The sequence below is a fragment of the Streptococcus sp. SO4 genome, assembly GCF_030440055.1.
Taxonomy (GTDB): Bacteria; Bacillota; Bacilli; order Lactobacillales; family Streptococcaceae; genus Streptococcus; species Streptococcus nidrosiense.
The window spans coordinates 45,331-61,677 of the sequence record NZ_JAQFJI010000006.1; the positions used below are offsets into that span (position 1 = coordinate 45,331).

General features: G+C 36.9%; 16 protein-coding genes and 1 pseudogene. 11 read left to right on the top strand and 6 right to left on the bottom strand.

Going from position 1 to position 16,347, the window contains the following annotated elements; translation table 11 throughout:
- The first annotated feature begins 144 nt into the window (after positions 1–144).
- The 9 genes and pseudogenes from PCY08_RS04850 to PCY08_RS04890 all read left to right on the top strand — a co-directional run.
- Positions 145–2,274 carry a Tex family protein gene (locus PCY08_RS04850; RefSeq protein WP_301559614.1) on the top strand — a complete coding sequence of 710 codons (2,130 nt, stop codon included), beginning with the start codon at positions 145–147 and terminating at the stop codon, positions 2,272–2,274.
- Positions 2,261–2,710 (top strand): SprT family protein, encoded by a 450-nt coding sequence (locus PCY08_RS04855; RefSeq protein ID WP_301559615.1) that lies wholly within the window; start codon positions 2,261–2,263, stop codon positions 2,708–2,710. Before PCY08_RS04850 ends, PCY08_RS04855 begins: the two co-directional genes overlap by 14 nt.
- Before the next feature lie 59 nt (positions 2,711–2,769).
- Complete coding sequence (locus PCY08_RS04860; RefSeq protein WP_301559616.1) at positions 2,770–3,042, top strand: PspC domain-containing protein; 273 nt, start codon at positions 2,770–2,772, stop codon at positions 3,040–3,042.
- A 343-nt stretch (positions 3,043–3,385) separates the two neighbouring features.
- The gene (locus PCY08_RS04865) at positions 3,386–4,144 is read left to right on the top strand and encodes an ABC transporter ATP-binding protein (RefSeq protein ID WP_301559617.1); all 759 of its coding nucleotides are present in this window, start codon (positions 3,386–3,388) and stop codon (positions 4,142–4,144) included.
- Between the two features lies 1 nt (position 4,145).
- On the top strand, positions 4,146–6,143 hold the full coding sequence (locus tag PCY08_RS04870) for an ABC transporter permease (RefSeq protein WP_301559618.1): 1,998 nt from the start codon (positions 4,146–4,148) through the stop codon (positions 6,141–6,143).
- A 219-nt stretch (positions 6,144–6,362) separates the two neighbouring features.
- Entirely contained in the window at positions 6,363–8,345 is a 1,983-nt protein-coding gene (locus PCY08_RS04875) for an ABC transporter permease (RefSeq protein ID WP_301559619.1), read from the top strand.
- The gene (locus PCY08_RS04880; protein ID WP_075228579.1) at positions 8,342–8,965 is read left to right on the top strand and encodes an ATP-binding cassette domain-containing protein; all 624 of its coding nucleotides are present in this window, start codon (positions 8,342–8,344) and stop codon (positions 8,963–8,965) included. The genes PCY08_RS04875 and PCY08_RS04880 overlap by 4 nt, the downstream gene beginning before the upstream one ends.
- A complete protein-coding gene (locus PCY08_RS04885; RefSeq protein WP_049509211.1) occupies positions 8,962–9,462 on the top strand; it encodes a hypothetical protein in 501 nt (166 codons plus the stop codon). The genes PCY08_RS04880 and PCY08_RS04885 overlap by 4 nt, the downstream gene beginning before the upstream one ends.
- Before the next feature lie 575 nt (positions 9,463–10,037).
- Positions 10,038–10,266: pseudogene (locus tag PCY08_RS04890) on the top strand (IS5/IS1182 family transposase); the annotation flags it as partial.
- Here PCY08_RS04890 and PCY08_RS04895 read toward each other — a convergent pair.
- On the bottom strand, positions 10,256–10,951 hold the full coding sequence (locus tag PCY08_RS04895) for a VIT family protein (RefSeq protein ID WP_301559620.1): 696 nt from the start codon (positions 10,949–10,951) through the stop codon (positions 10,256–10,258). The pseudogene PCY08_RS04890 and the gene PCY08_RS04895 sit on opposite strands and share 11 nt — an antisense overlap.
- A gap of 212 nt (positions 10,952–11,163) precedes the next feature.
- Between PCY08_RS04895 and PCY08_RS04900 the strand changes: the two genes are divergently transcribed.
- Positions 11,164–12,444: an O-acetylhomoserine aminocarboxypropyltransferase/cysteine synthase family protein gene (locus tag PCY08_RS04900; protein ID WP_301559621.1), complete on the top strand. Its 1,281-nt coding sequence runs from the start codon at positions 11,164–11,166 to the stop codon at positions 12,442–12,444.
- A gap of 63 nt (positions 12,445–12,507) precedes the next feature.
- Positions 12,508–13,188: a DNA repair protein RadC gene (gene radC / locus PCY08_RS04905; protein WP_301559622.1), complete on the top strand. Its 681-nt coding sequence runs from the start codon at positions 12,508–12,510 to the stop codon at positions 13,186–13,188.
- A gap of 23 nt (positions 13,189–13,211) precedes the next feature.
- Here radC and PCY08_RS04910 read toward each other — a convergent pair whose 3' ends face one another.
- From PCY08_RS04910 to PCY08_RS04930, 5 genes are all read right to left on the bottom strand, one after another.
- Positions 13,212–13,901, bottom strand: coding sequence for a gamma-glutamyl-gamma-aminobutyrate hydrolase family protein (locus PCY08_RS04910; RefSeq protein ID WP_301559623.1), 690 nt, complete (start codon positions 13,899–13,901; stop codon positions 13,212–13,214).
- A 15-nt stretch (positions 13,902–13,916) separates the two neighbouring features.
- The gene (locus tag PCY08_RS04915) at positions 13,917–14,558 is read right to left on the bottom strand and encodes a redox-sensing transcriptional repressor Rex (RefSeq protein WP_000660647.1); all 642 of its coding nucleotides are present in this window, start codon (positions 14,556–14,558) and stop codon (positions 13,917–13,919) included.
- A gap of 81 nt (positions 14,559–14,639) precedes the next feature.
- Positions 14,640–14,855 (bottom strand): DUF4649 family protein, encoded by a 216-nt coding sequence (locus tag PCY08_RS04920; RefSeq protein WP_070460469.1) that lies wholly within the window; start codon positions 14,853–14,855, stop codon positions 14,640–14,642.
- 9 nt (positions 14,856–14,864) lie between these two features.
- A complete protein-coding gene (locus PCY08_RS04925) occupies positions 14,865–15,212 on the bottom strand; it encodes a DUF1831 domain-containing protein (RefSeq protein ID WP_049526341.1) in 348 nt (115 codons plus the stop codon).
- A 4-nt stretch (positions 15,213–15,216) separates the two neighbouring features.
- Positions 15,217–16,332 carry a cysteine desulfurase family protein gene (locus PCY08_RS04930; RefSeq protein ID WP_301559624.1) on the bottom strand — a complete coding sequence of 372 codons (1,116 nt, stop codon included), beginning with the start codon at positions 16,330–16,332 and terminating at the stop codon, positions 15,217–15,219.
- Positions 16,333–16,347 lie beyond the last annotated feature (15 nt).

A 16,347-nucleotide genomic window follows, 5' to 3' on the forward strand; every position in this document is an offset into this window, starting at 1 on the left:
ATTGTTTCCTCTATTATACTATTATTTCAGCCAAAAGGTTTAATTTTAAATTGACAAGACAAATGAATTTTTATCTTCAACAAATACCAAGCTAACTGTGACATTAATGAAAACAAGCTTTCTTCCTTATGGTATAATAGTCTCATGGATAAAAAATATGAAAAAATTTCCCAAGATTTGGGTGTAACCTTAAAGCAAATTGATACGGTCTTGTCTTTGACAGCAGAAGGAGCAACCATTCCCTTTATCGCTCGTTATCGGAAAGACATGACTGGTAGTTTGGATGAGGTGGCTATTAAAGCTATTATCGACCTTGATAAAAGTCTTACCAACCTCAATGACCGTAAGGAAGCAGTTTTGGCTAAGATCCAAGAGCAAGGTAAGTTGACCAAAGAGTTAGAAGAAGCCATCTTAGCTGCTGAAAAACTCGCAGACGTTGAAGAGCTCTATCTTCCCTATAAGGAAAAACGTCGCACCAAGGCAACGATTGCGCGTGAGGCGGGACTCTTCCCACTTGCTCGCCTAATCCTGCAAAATGTTTCTGACCTAGAAAAAGAAGCAGAAACATTTGTTTGTGAAGGTTTCGAAACTCCACAAGATGCTTTAGCGGGTGCAGTTGATATTTTGGTCGAAGCTCTCTCTGAGGATGTCAACTTACGTTCAATGACTTATCAAGAGGTCCTTAGACATTCTAAGATTACATCTCAACTTAAAGACGAGAGTCTTGATGAAAAGCAAGTCTTTCAGATTTATTACGATTTCTCAGAGACGGTTGCTAACATGCAGGGATATCGTACTCTTGCCCTTAATCGTGGTGAGAAGTTAGGCATTTTGAAGATTGGTTTTGAGCATGCGGTCGAACGTATACAGGCTTTCTTTGCTGCTCGTTTTAAGGTTAAAAATGCCTATATTGATGAAGTTGTTCAGCAGTCTGTTAAGAAAAAAGTCTTACCAGCTATCGAGCGCCGTATTCGTACTGAATTGACAGAAAAGGCAGAAGAAGGTGCTATCCAACTTTTCTCAGAAAACCTTCGTAATCTCCTTCTCGTAGCACCACTAAAAGGGCGCGTGGTTCTTGGTTTTGACCCAGCCTTTCGTACAGGGGCTAAGCTTGCGGTCGTTGACGCGACTGGGAAAATGTTGACGACACAAGTCATTTATCCAGTCAAACCAGCTTCAGCTCGTCAGATTGAAGAAGCTAAACGTGATTTAGCAGATTTGATTGGCCAATACGGTGTTGAAATCATTGCTATCGGAAATGGAACTGCCAGTCGTGAAAGTGAAGCTTTTGTCGCCGAAGTGCTCAAGGATTTTCCAGAAGTTAGTTATGTCATCGTTAATGAGAGTGGTGCGTCTGTCTACTCAGCTAGTGAACTTGCCCGTCAGGAATTTCCAGATTTAACTGTTGAAAAACGCTCTGCTATCTCCATTGCTCGTCGTTTGCAAGATCCACTTGCTGAATTGGTTAAAATTGACCCGAAATCCATCGGTGTTGGCCAGTATCAGCACGATGTTAGTCAGAAAAAACTATCTGAGAGTCTGGACTTTGTTGTTGATACAGTCGTTAACCAAGTTGGTGTCAATATCAATACAGCTAGTCCAGCCCTACTTTCACATGTTGCAGGACTAAACAAAACCATCTCTGAAAATATCGTTAAGTACCGTGAGGAAGAAGGAAAAATCACTTCACGAGCCCAAATCAAGAAAGTTCCTCGACTAGGTGCTAAGGCCTTTGAGCAGGCTGCTGGTTTCCTCCGTATCCCTGAAAGCAGCAATATCCTTGATAACACAGGTGTTCACCCAGAAAACTATGCTGCTGTTAAGGAACTCTTCAAACGTTTGGACATTAAAGACCTAAATGAAGAAGCGCAAGCCAAACTCAAATCTATTTCAATCAAGGAAATGGCCCAAGAGCTAGACCTTGGTCAAGAAACACTTAAAGATATTATCGCAGACCTTCTCAAACCAGGTCGTGATTTCCGTGACTCTTTTGACGCTCCAGTTCTTCGCCAGGATGTCTTGGATATCAAAGACTTACAAGTTGGGCAAAAACTTGAAGGAGTTGTGCGCAACGTCGTTGACTTCGGTGCCTTTGTTGATATCGGTATCCATGAGGATGGTCTCATTCATATTTCTCACATGAGTAAGAAATTTATCAAACATCCAAGTCAAGTAGTATCGGTCGGCGATTTGGTAACCGTTTGGGTTAAAAAAATCGATGCTGACCGCGAAAAAGTGAATCTGTCGCTCCTAGCTCCAAATGAATCTAACTGATTACGTTAAACAGGTCTCTTTAGAGGATTTTGGAAAACCTTTCAAACACCAAGCTCAATGGAATACTCGTCTACGGTCGACAGGTGGGCGATTTTTCCCTAAGGATGGTCATTTGGATTTCAATCCCAAAGTCTATCAAGAACTTGATTTAGAGGTTTTTCGGAAAATTGTCCGTCATGAGCTCTGCCATTACCATCTTTACTTTGAAGGCAAGGGCTATCAGCATAAGGATTTAGCCTTTAAGCAACTTTTAAAAGAGGTAGACGGTCTCCGCTTTGTTCCTCCCTTGTCAAGTTCCAATCAAAAACCAAGCTTAGTCTATGCTTGTCAGTCTTGTCAGCAAATCTATCAAAGAAAGCGAAAAATCGATACCAAGCGTTATCGTTGTGGTCTCTGTCGTGGAAAGCTCTTCTTGTTAAATCGGCCTAAGGACTGATGTAGCAAATCTAGCTTAGTGCTATACTAAGATTAAGAAATCCGAAAGAGGAATAAATTATGAATACAAAATTTTATAAAATGAGAAGATATCGCATGATATCAGGTGTTCTTGCAGGTCTATCTGATAAGTGGAATCTTGATGTAACCCTAGTTCGTTTCCTTTTTGCAATCTTTACAATCGCAAACTTTGGACTCGGGATTATTATCTACATTATCCTAGCTTCGATCCTACCAACAAAAGAAGATATCGAAGCTGAAATGTATGGAACAGGCCCACGCAAGATTAAAGAAGCCAAACCTATCAATGATGACGAAGGTTGGTTTTGGTAACCATATTACCATTCATTTGAAGTATTAAACCCTTGTAGTATCAAGGGTTTTTCTTTTGCTTAAAAATTTGTGGTAAACTAATAGTAGTTCATATCAAAAAAATAATCCAATCTTACAAAAATGTAAGATTACAGACCTCTTTTGTAAGGTTATGTTATGGAACCAACTCTTTTTTTAGAGTACACTTATATCAGAAAGATAAAGTAGCAATACTATGAAAACAATTTTACAAAAGAAACAAACAAGTAAGCCGAGTCCAAAGGATATCGAGCGAGTTCAAATCGGCATCGAAATGATGCAAGCTCAGTTTCAATTAATGGGATATTAAAAAGGAGAAGTTAAAATGACAGTATTAGATGTAAAACACGTTCAAAAGATTTATAAAACTCGCTTTCAAGGCAACCAAGTAGAAGCCCTGAAAGATATTCACTTTACCGTTGAAAAAGGCGACTACGTTGCTATCATGGGTGAGTCTGGTTCTGGTAAATCAACCCTACTCAATATTCTTGCTATGCTTGACAAGCCAACGCGTGGGCAGGTCTTCCTAAACGGAACTGACACAGCTACCATTAAAAATTCTGAAGCATCAAGCTTCCGTCGTGAAAAGTTAGGCTTTGTCTTCCAAGACTTCAATTTGTTAGATACGCTTTCTGTTAAAGACAATATCTTACTCCCTTTGGTATTGTCTAGAAAGCCTATTACAGAAATGATGAAAAAATTGGTCGTGACGGCCGAAAATCTGGGCATCAATCAATTGCAGGAGAAGTACCCTTATGAAATCTCTGGAGGGCAAAAACAACGGGTTGCAGTTGCACGGGCTATCATCACTGAGCCAGAAATTCTCCTCGCTGATGAGCCAACAGGAGCTTTAGACTCTAAATCATCTGCAGCCCTCCTTGATATCTTTGATCAGATCAACGAGCAAGGACAAACCATTCTTATGGTGACCCACTCAACAGCAGCAGCTAGCCGTGCAAAACGTGTTCTTTTCATCAAGGACGGCATTCTCTACAATCAAATCCACCGTGGTGAAAAGACTGAACGTCAGATGTTCCAAGAAATTTCTGATACCTTGACTGTTATGGCAAGTGAGGTGAACTAATATGTTTCGACTAACCAATAAGTTGGCCATATCCAACTTAATCAAAAACCGCAAACTCTATTATCCCTTTGCTTTGTCTGTCATTTTGGCAGTCACTATCAGCTATCTCTTTTATTCCGTAGCTTTTAATCCTAAAATTGGTGATTTGCGTGGTGCATCCGCTATTCAATTTACCCTACAACTAGGGCTTGTCGTAGTGACACTCGCATCTGCCATTATCGTATTTTATGCCAACAGTTTTGTCATGAAAAATCGCTCAAAAGAACTGGGTGTCTATGGTATGTTGGGACTAGAAAAGCGCCATTTAATTGGTATGACCTTCAAGGAGCTCCTGATATTTGGTTTAGTAACAGTGACTTCTGGGATTGGGATTGGTGCCCTCTTTGACAATCTCATCTTTGCTATATTGCTTAAACTTTCAAAGATGAAGGTAGAGCTAGTCGCAACCTTTCAATGGTCCGTAGTCCTTTCAATTCTTCTAGTATTTGGTCTTATCTTTTTAGTCCTTGTGTTTCTAAATACCCTACGTATCATCCGTATGGATGCTCTGCAACTATCTCGTGAAAAAGTAAAAGGGGAGAAGAAGGGACGTTTCTTAGTCCTTCAAACTTTACTAGGGCTAATTGCACTAGGTAGTGGCTACTATCTAGCACAAAGCGTAAAAGATCCAGTTTCAGCGACTGTTACTTTCTTTATAGCCGTCCTGTTGGTAATTGTTGCGACCTACCTCTTATTCAATGCGGGTATTACAGTTTTCTTACACTTACTCAAGAAAAACAAGCGTTATTACTACCAACCAAATAACCTCATCTCTGTTTCTAACCTTATCTTCCGTATGAAGAAAAACGCTGTCGGTTTAGCAACCATTGCCATCCTCTCCACCATGGTTTTGGTTACTATGTCAGCAGCAACCAGTATCTACAACGGTTCTGAAAATATAAAAAATATCATGTATCCTCATGATTTCGATGTTAAGGCTAAGGGAAATAATATTGAAGTTGAGAATTTAGACCAACTATTGACTCAATATGCCAGTGAAAAGAACTTGACGATTAGCAATAAAGACGTTCTTAGCTATGCTAGCTTTGGCCTTTCTAGTCAAGATGGAACTAAATTAACCATCATGACTAAAGAACAAATCACGGAATTACCTAAGACAGTTTTTCTAGTATTTGATCAAAAAGACTATGAAAAAATGACTGGACAAAAGCTAAATCTTACTGGTAATGAAGTAGGTCTTTGGGCTAAAAATAACCAACTAAAAGGTCAGAAATCATTTAGTCTTAACAGTCAGGAGTATAGTATCAAGCAAGAAATCCAGCAAGATTTTTTAGCTAACCATGTTTCCAATCTCTATATCCTTTTAGTTTCAGATTTTAACTACCTAGTTGTACCAGATCTTCAAAGCTTTTTGGATCAGTACCAAGATTCTGCTGTCTACACTCAGTTCTACGGTGGTATGGATGTCACCGCAAGTCTAGAGGAACAATTAAAGCTATCTGATGATTTTGATGCGTATGTAAATAATTTTAGCCATAATCTCAAGAGTGAAGATGCTATGGTTTACGGGGGTAATGGTTCAAGTGATGCAATTGCCCAAATGAATGCTCTCTATGGAGGTGTCCTCTTTATTGGTATTTTCCTCTCTATCATCTTTATGATAGGTACTGTACTGCTTATCTACTATAAACAAATCTCAGAAGGTTATGAAGACCGTGAACGCTTTGTCATCCTGCAAAAGGTTGGTTTGGATCAAAAACAAATCAAGCAAACCATTAACAAGCAGATCTTGACTGTCTTCTTCCTCCCTGTAATCTTTGCCTTCCTTCATCTAGCATTTGCATATCGTATGTTAAGCTTGATCCTCAAGGTCATTGGTGTAGTAGATACAGCTATGATGTTAAGCGTAACTCTTACCATTTGTGGTATCTTTGCTTTAGTCTATGTACTAATCTTTATAATTACTTCAAGAAGTTATCGTAGAATTGTTCAAATATAATAAAAAATATTTGTCAAGGAGTCTTAGTATTAACCCCAACGAATATTTGGGGAACGTTAAAGTTCACGATAAAAAGATTATAGATAGACATTTCAAGAAAAAATCTTGAAACAATTTTCGCTTAAATGCATATTGAGATTATTATAGATTTTAAAAATAATTTATGAAAACAAGAGAGCCGATTATAAGTTAGGGTCTTTTGTAATATGGTAAATGCTTATGAAATTAAAATTATGTACTATTGGATTTTTCTTTTGTTTGATCGCTGCAATTGGTCTGGTCACTATCAGCGATACCGAAACTCCCATACCTTTACCAATTGATGGTGCTTTTTCTATTCAAGGAAAAAGCAATCTTTCAAATAACGAAATATACGAAATGCTTCGTGACTTATCAAAAACGGAAAAAGTTACCATTTACAAACCAATCGTTCAGAGTTCTGGTCAGTTGAAGTATGTAAATTTTGATGATGTAAATAATGAACAATTAAAGTCAGCACCAATAATAGGGATGTATTACACCCTTGGGAAAATGGATATAGATAGTTTGAAACCACTTACGATGACGGGGTTGCAAACAGTATATATGGCTTATCCTTGGTATATAGGAGGAATCTTACAATTTACTGGAACTTTAAGAATACTGTTAATGAGCTCCATTTACTTAACTTTATTAGTTGTGTTATTTGTTGTTAGAACGAGGCAGATTAAAGAAGGAGTGATACGACGTTCTTTGGGATTGCCTGTATACGACCTTAGAAGAGAGTATGGCATTTCTCTTATTTTTGAACTGATTATGATGGCTTTATTGATGATTTCTTACAGTTCTTTTTTGGGAAATGGTTTCTTCACCTATAGTTCTAAGTTATTTTTCTCTCTTCTTTTAACGAATTTTATACTATTTCAAATCATTGATCTCATCACCTTTGTTTTATTTTGGTTGACGATTCAGGTTGAAAAGCCCATTGAAATTATCAAAAACAAGGCGAAAAACAAGCTTATTTTTATCGTATGGCTTGCTATTATTTCGATTATCATCCTTATCTCAGGAATTTTTTTACAAGAAACAAAGAGTAGTCAATCCAGTATTAACATCCAGATACAGAATTTAGTACCATGGGACACAGTAAAAGACTGGAGAAGGATTGAGTTCCTTGGAATTGAAAATAACTCTGCCAAAACTGGAGAAGTTAATGATTCGGATGGTAAGTATCTACAGATAGCTGCTGCCTTAAAAAACTTAGATTTCTTATATATTGACCGATCTTCGGCATATGTTCCAGATTTCATGAAAACTTCACATGTTATGGAAGACTTTTCTAAACAATTAGAAAATGACGGAATAACGAATCCAGAAATAAATAAAGAGTTGATTTATATCAATCAAACAGGTGCTAACCTACAAAATAAAGTGAATGGAACAAACTATCATCTTTTAGATAATAAGATAGCAACCATCTATATTCCTGAGAAATGGAAAGAAAACCAGAAATCTATTGAAAATACAGTTGTAGCAGAACAATTTATTGGAACAAACTATACAAAAGAAGAGCTTGCAGTACAAATAATTCCTGATGGGGAAAAAATTTTTTATTTCAATGAGGATGCTGATGATAATCATAAAATGAAAGAGTTTTTACCGATCGCAAGTGTAGCAGATAGTAAAGATAATATTGTTGTTGTGTTAGATACGGACAAAATGATTGAAAACAACCAGTTTTCTTTAGCTAGTAATATAACACATAAGTCTCTTTTTAGTCCTGAAGCGGTAAAGAAAATAAATGAGATGGCTAGCCAGTTGAATGTTTCAATGAATCCAGTAGATGTTTACCAAATTGTGAAATTAAAGATCCAGTCCTTAGAGCACCAAATTCTACTGTCACAAATCTTGCAGAAGATAATTTACAGTATTGTCTTTATACTCATTTATCAATATGTCCAACTTTATATTGCCCTAAAACAGAATGAATATGTGAAGAAAATCATTTTGGGTCTGTCAAAAACATATATAGCAATTTCAAGTCTCAAGTATTTTATGATGACTATTACAATGGTTATCCTATTTACATTTCTTATGACAGGTCAAATAGAGTTGCTATATATTGGTCTTGCTTCTCTGCTGGTTTTGATGTTGTCAATAATCATGAGTTTTAGAAAATTATCTGAAAGCTATACTAAAATTTTAAAAGGAGATGAAACATGACAATTGACCTTTTGAACGTTTCAAAAAGTTTCGGCTCAAAGAAGATCTTTACAGACTTAAATTTAAGATTTGAATCTGGAAAAAGTTATGCATTGATTGGAGGTTCCGGATCTGGTAAAAGCACCCTTCTTAATATTATAGGAAGATTAGAAAAAATTGATAGTGGGAATGTTTTAGTTGATAAACAGGATATTTGGAAGATAAAAGAAAGAACTTTTTTTAAAAATACTGTTGGATATGTATTTCAAAATTATTCTTTAATCGAAAACAAAACAGTATATGATAATCTGAAACTTATCACTAAAGACAAAAAAACAATAACTGATGTACTTGAAAAAGTAGGACTGTCAAGTGACTATTTACATCAAAAAATATATGAATTGTCTGGAGGGCAGGCTCAACGTGTAGCTATTGCCAGAATGTTAATGAAACCACGTAAAATTATCTTAGCAGATGAACCCACAGGAGCTTTAGATGGTGAGATTGGAAAAGAAATCATTCGTTTATTATTAAATGAAAGAGATGAAGACAAATATGTTATTATAGCGACGCATGATCCAGCTGTCTATAACAAAGTTGATGTGATCATTGATATGAAAGATATAGGGGATAATGTATGAAAAAGATAATTTATATTGCTTTGATCTTTGTAGCTGGGTTACTTGCCTTCTTCTTTTTTAGAAAACAAATGATCTCAAAAGAGAATACCAATAAACCAACGTTGGAGTTAACAGTTTTTACGGTTTCTTCTAGTGATACAGAAAAATGGAATAAAGTGAAACAAGTAGAAACGGAAGAAGCTACATACATCATAACTGTGAAAGAAGTAGTGTCTTCAGAAGAAGTATTTTCAAACATCATTGCAAATGGTGCTGCTTCTGGGTTCGGAGTTCGTGAAGAAGAAGTGAAGCAATTTAATAATAATTTAGGAGACACTATTGAGGACTCTAAGCATAATAAACTCATTGGAATAGAATTTTTTACTTTTTCTAATGCTGACGAGGGATTTGTAGTAGCAAATTTTGACTACGGTAATGAAGAGTTGAATTCTCAGAAAAAAGATATAAAAGTGGTATATAAAAAAATATATGAATCTTTTAAAGAAAAAAGTAAGTGATTGCGATTTATTTGCCTGTTTTGATAGAAAAAAAGTCAATTTTTAATCCTAGTATTTTATCTTAATAATCGCGCTTTTTAGTTGATAAAACTTACAAATACTCCTGAAGAAGACAATGACATTCAGTTTACTTATGTGTATCATGTGTATATAAAGTTAGGTCTATCGCATCATCAATTTATGTTTATCAATAATCGAGCAAATGTTGCGTCATTTGATATTTCAGAGGTTCAGAAAGAATCACTTTCTCATGTCATGCTTTAAAATTACAGTAACAAAGAACACATAGAAAATCCTGATAATGTTTACAGGTTATAACATAAATCAGTTGAGTTTGGAAGTAATTTTGTTCTGTTATATTCTAACAATTCATGAATATTAAATAATTAGTTTATTTGTTGACAGTATCCCAAGTTAAATGTTTCTATAGGAAAACTCTCATACTGGTTGCCCTGATTTTTTTCAGCTATGTTTATGAAAATGCACTGTTCGCTTATGCTCTTTAAGTGTTCTCTGGACATAAAATCGCTCAAATGAACCCTGAAAATGGTAGAGCATAGATTATTTGTTGCTTTAGAAGAGTACGTGTTAGGAATAAACAAGCAGTCGAAACAGAGATAGGATTCACCTTCATGACTATGAATTTCACAAAATTAGTCAAGAATCCAGCCACTAAAATATCTATTATTCAAAAAACCACACAGTATTTCTTTCTTCTTGATGGAATTCAAGACTGAAATCACTGTGCGGTTTTATTTTAAAGCTAGTTTTTACCCAGCATCATTTTTTTCTCTTAAATACTAAACAGCTGTCCGAATAGATAGGTAACTCCCATAGTCAACAAACCGATACAAAGGTTACGGATCATGGCTATTTTTGTTGGGGCTTTCCCGAGTTTGGCACTAGTGTAGCCGGTAACTAATAGAGAAATCGCAACGATAAAAACAGTAGCAGGAATGCGATAGTCACTTGGAAAGATGGTAATGGAAAGCATTGGTGGTAAACTACCAAGAACAAAAGCGATGAAGCTAGATGCTGCAGCATGCCAAGGATTTGTAAACTCTTCATACTCGATTCCGTATTTTTCCTCAACTAAGGCTTTAAGTGGATTTTTAAGAAAAGCTTTATTGACTAAAAGTTGAGCTGAAGTTTCACACTCACCATTTTGTAGGTAAGCAGCATAGAGGGATTTTTTAGCAGCATCCAAATCCTTATCTAAAAGAAGTTGTTCGCGGGCTACAGCGGCCTCCTCAGTGTCTTTCTGAGTGGATACAGATACATACTCGCCACCAGCCATAGAAAAAGCACCAGCAAGAATTGCGGCTAAGCCTGAGAGGAAAATAATCCAGATATTACTTGTCGCACTGGCAACCCCGATAACAACACCTGCGATGGAAATAATCCCATCATTAGCTCCTAGTACACCAGCACGCAAGATATTTAAACGCCCTGCGAAGTTTGAATCAATTTCATGAGTAATTTCTGTCATAGTCTTCTCCTTCATATTCATTATAAAGTATGTGAGAAGTGAAAACAAACATTTTAAACTATCTGAAAAAAGTTCTACAATTCTAATAAAAGATTGCTATTTTTCTCAATCAGCCATAGCTATTTCTTATTCCAATATATAACAAAGTTGTATTTGTAACCTAGTGAAATAGGTGATACAATAAACCTAATGAAATCTTTGGAGGTCTGATGATGACTCGTGAATTTAAATTTGAAACTCTGCAATTGCATGCAGGACAAGTGGTAGATGCTACTACCAAATCTCGTGCTGTACCAATTTACCAAACAACATCTTTTGTATTTGAAGATACACAGGAGGGTGCAGACCTTTTTGCCCTTCAAAAAGCTGGAAATATCTATACTCGTATTACCAATCCAACAACTTCAGCCTTTGAAGAACGTATTGCTGCTCTTGAAGGTGGTGTAGGAGCCCTAGCCACAGCTTCTGGAATGGCGGCTCTTACTTATACTATCCTTGGACTTGCTCACGCAGGTGATCACGTGGTTGCAGCTTCAACTATCTACGGTGGGACCTTTAACCTTTTGAAAGAAACCCTTCCTCGTTACGGAATCACCACAACTTTTGTTGATATCGATCATTTAGAAGAAGTTGAAGCAGCGATTGGAGATAATACCAAACTTGTCTTGATTGAAACTTTGGGTAATCCAGTTATCAACATTCCTGATATTGAAAAAATAGCTGAAATTGCTCATAAACATCAGATTCCTTTGGTAGCTGATAATACTTTTGCAACGCCTTATCTTATCAATGTCTTTTCTCACGGTGTAGATATCGCAGTCCACTCGGCTACTAAGTTTATCGGTGGTCATGGTACAACAATCGGTGGTGTTATCGTTGATAGTGGGAAGTTTGACTGGGCAGCTTCAGGGAAATTCCCTCAATTAGTCGAAGAAGATCCAAGTTACCACAATATCAGCTATACTCGTGATGTTGGTGCTGCAGCTTTTATCGTTGCTGCTCGTGTTCAATTGCTTCGCGATATGGGAGCTGCCCTTTCACCATTTAACTCATTCTTGCTCTTGCAAGGGCTTGAAACACTTTCTCTACGTGTTGAACGCCATGTTCAAAATGCTGAAAAAATCGTTGATTTCCTTGTTAACCATCCAAAGGTTGAAAAAGTTAACTATCCAAAATTAGCTGATAGCCCTTACCATGCCTTGGCGGAGAAATATTTACCAAAAGGTGTTGGTTCAATCTTTACTTTCCATGTTAAAGGTGGAGAAGCAGAAGCTCGTAAGGTAATTGACAGTTTAGAAATCTTTTCAAACCTAGCCAATGTAGCAGATGCTAAATCATTGGTGGTTCATCCCGCAACTACAACACATGCTCAGTTGTCAGACTCAGATCTAGAAGCAGCAGGAGTAACTAAAAATCAAATCCGTCTCTCAATCGGTCTTGAAAATGTTGACGATTTGATTGAAGATTTACGACTAGCGCTTGAAAAAATCTAAAAATAACTAGTTTTTATCGAATTAAGCATCCTTCTCACGAATAATAAAGTGAGGAGGATTTTTATGTACAGTATTTCATTTCAAGAAGATTCGCTCTTGCCAAGGGAACGCTTGGTGACAGAAGGAGTAGAGAGTTTGAGCAATCAGGAATTACTAGCCATTTTATTACGAACAGGGACTCGTCAATCGACTGTTTTTGAAATTGCACAGAAAGTATTGTCTCAATTGAACAGTTTAACTGAGTTAAAAAAAATGACCTTGCAAGAACTGCAGAGTTTATCAGGAATCGGGAGAGTAAAAGCTATTGAGTTGCAAGCCATGATTGAACTGGGCCATCGTATTCATAAACAAGAAACCATTGAGGCAGAGAGTATTCTCAGTAGTCAAAGGTTGGCTAAAAAGATGCAAGCTGAGCTCGGAGATAAAAAACAAGAGCACCTGGTGGCGCTCTATCTTAATACTCAAAATCAAATCATTCATCAGCAAACCATTTTTATCGGATCAGCTACTAGAAGTATTGCTGAACCACGGGAAATTCTCCACTATGCTTTAAAGCATATGGCAACATCTGTGATTCTGGTTCATAATCATCCATCTGGTGCTGTCATGCCGAGTAGAAATGATGACCATGTTACGAAGCTTGTTAAAGAAGCCTGCGAATTAATGGGGTTGGTCTTATTGGATCATCTTATCGTCTCACACTCCGATTATTTTAGTTACCGTGAGAAGACGGACCTGGTATAAAAAACCTGTATATGATACAGGTTTTACAATTCATTGACAACATAGTCGAAAAGTGTTTTATCTTTGGGGCGATTTTCAAAGAGAAATTCTGGATGCCATTGAACACCGAGGTAAGGGAAACCATCCGTTGTTGTAACAGCCTCGATAATTCCATCTTTAGGATCATGAGCTACAACCTTGAGATTTGGAGCTAGATCCTTAATACTCTGATGGTGGAAAGAGTTGATATGGGAGATTTCTCCATAGATTTCTCGAAGAATAGTATCAGGCTCGGTGACTAAACGTTGAGTTGTATACTCGGCTGAAGTATCCTGCCAATGGTCTTCAATATCTTGATAAAGAGACCCACCCATAGCCACATTAAAGAGCTGGGTGCCTCGACAAACAGAAAAAATTGGTTTCTTCTGTCTAATGGCTTCTTTTATAAGAGCTAACTCAAAAATATCTCTCTGAAGGTGGTAGTCATCGCTATCGATCGTTTTTGATTCACCATAGAACTTTGGATCGACATTTTGTCCACCAGTTAAAATGAGTTTATCAATCAAGCCAATGTAGTAACTAGCCATTTCTTGATCACCAATTGGTAGGATAATGGGAATTCCCCCAGCTTCCTTGACTCCTTCAACAAAGCCTTTCGCAGCATAGCTCATCATAAGCTCATCATCAGGATGAGCATTTTCGTTTCCTGTAATCCCAATAACTGGTTTTTTCATAAATGCTTTCGCTTTCTAATCCTCTTTTCTCATGAAATAGAGGAGAGTTTGCAATTCACTAGTTAAATCTACATACTGAGCTACCACATCTTTTGGTAGTTGGAGATGAACGGGTGAAAAGCTTAAAATTCCTTTAATACCTGCTTCGACAAGGAGATTAGCTACTTCTTGTGATTTGACACTCGGAACTGTTAAGATTGCAGTTTTAACATCTGCATTCTTTATTTTATCCTTGATTTGGGAAATTCCATAAATTGGGATTCCATCAGGAGTTTTTGTCCCAACTTCAGGATGATCATCCAAATCAAAAGCCATAATGATTTTCATTTTGTTTCGTTCGTGGAAACGATAGTGAAGGAGTGCATGCCCCATATTACCAATACCCACCAACATAACATTTGTAATAGAATTATCATTTAGAAGATCTGCAAAAAACGTCATTAGTTTTTTGACATCGTAGCCAAATCCACGGCGGCCAAGTTCACCAAAGTAGGAAAAATCTCGTCTAACAGTAGCAGAGTCAATACCAATGGCCTCGGCAATTTGTTTTGAGTTGGCTCTTTCAATTTTTTCTGCATGAAATCTTTTAAAGATACGATAATAAAGAGAAAGTCTCTTTGCTGTTGCTTTTGGAATAGCAGACTGTTTTTCTTTCACAAAATCACAACCTTTCTAAATACTATTTTATAGAAAGATTGTGAAAAAATCAACAAAAACAAGAAAAAACTAAGAAAAATCTTAGCTTATCTTCGTAAAATCATAGTGAGATAGAAAACGATAGAGATTTCCCAGAAGCCCCTGATAGATTTCTTTTCCATTATAGGTCAGAGAAGTAATGACAGTAGTATCTGGAAGAGTCACACAGCCTGAAAGTGATAGCATGAGTGCTTCATAATCTTCGTATTCTAAAACGCGATCGACTTGATAGGTGTCTTTGTAAGTTAATCGAAACATGATTGCCTTCTATCTTTCGCTTTTAGTAAAGACATCACGTTCAACAAGACTATCCATCAAGAAGTAAAATTTCTCTTGGTGGATATGAGTTTCTTCTGACTTAAAGATATCGACTAAACGTAGACCAAATTTATCAGTGATGTTGATTTTTGCACCTGTTAAGTCTTTGTTGATGATAATCTTAAGTTGGAAACCTTCCCCACTATTTGGAACTTTTTCAAGAAGACGTGTTAGTTCATAGTTACCAACCTTAGTTTCAAAAAAAGTGTTATCTTTTAGAGTGAACTTTTTGACGGTTGGGCTAAGTGTGTAATCATAACGGCAATTTTTAAGACTAATGGTTTTTTCGAATGCCATTGAGTTAACCTCCAATGATTTCTTTTAGAGTTTGTGCGAGAGTGATTATTTCTTGCTCTGTATTTTGAGGTGAAATGCTTACACGAACGGATTCGTGTAAGCGAGGAGAGTCTTCACCGTAGAAAGCCTGAAGAACATGACTAACCTGAACGACACCTGCAGTACAAGCAGAGCCAGTTGAAATAGAAATACCTTCAAGATCTAGACGAAGGAGTAGTAGATCATTACGTTGACCTGGGAATCCAATATTAAGGACATAAGGTAGCTGGTCTTTTCCTTGGTTGAGGTAATAGTCTGACTCAGCCATTTCCTTTAAGAAGGTGTCTTTTAGTTGTTGAACCTTTTCAAAGTTTTGTGCTTGGTTTTCAAGATCATCCTTTAGAGCTGCTACCATTCCTACAATGGCAGGAAGATTTTCTGTTCCTGCTCTTTTTTTCTGCTCTTGATCACCACCATGAAGATAGGAATCAAAATCTGTAGATGCAGCATAGAGAAAACCAACTCCTTTTGGACCATAAAATTTGTGTGCAGAAGCACTGAGAAAATCAATTCCCAATTCTTCGGGAAGTATCTCTAATTTACCGACTGCCTGAACTGCATCGACATGATAGACGGCTGGATGATTTTTTAGAACCTCACCAATTTCAGCAATAGGTAACAGCGTACCAGTTTCATTATTGGCAAACATAGTAGAAACAAGAATGGTATCTTCACGCAGTGCTTTTTTGACTTGGTCTGCAGTGATTTCTTGATGTTTAGGCTGTAAAATAGTCACTTCAAAACCGAAATTTTCAACCAAGTATTTGATGGGTTCTAGAACAGCATGGTGCTCAATCGCAGTAGTGATAATGTGCTTTCCACGATTTTGATGGCGAAGGCAGTAGCCGATGATAGCAGTATTATTGCTTTCAGTACCACCAGTGGTAAAGAATATATGTTGTGGCTTTGTTCCTAGTAAACTTGCTAGTTCTTGACGAGCTTCTCGTAATAGTTTACCTGCTTGGCGCCCATGTCCATGAATACTAGAAGGGTTGCCATAAGTTTCTTGCATGACTTGAGTCATTGCTGAGATAGCTACTGAAGACATTGGAGTCGTTGCAGCATTATCCAAATAAATCAAAAACTCACCTAATTT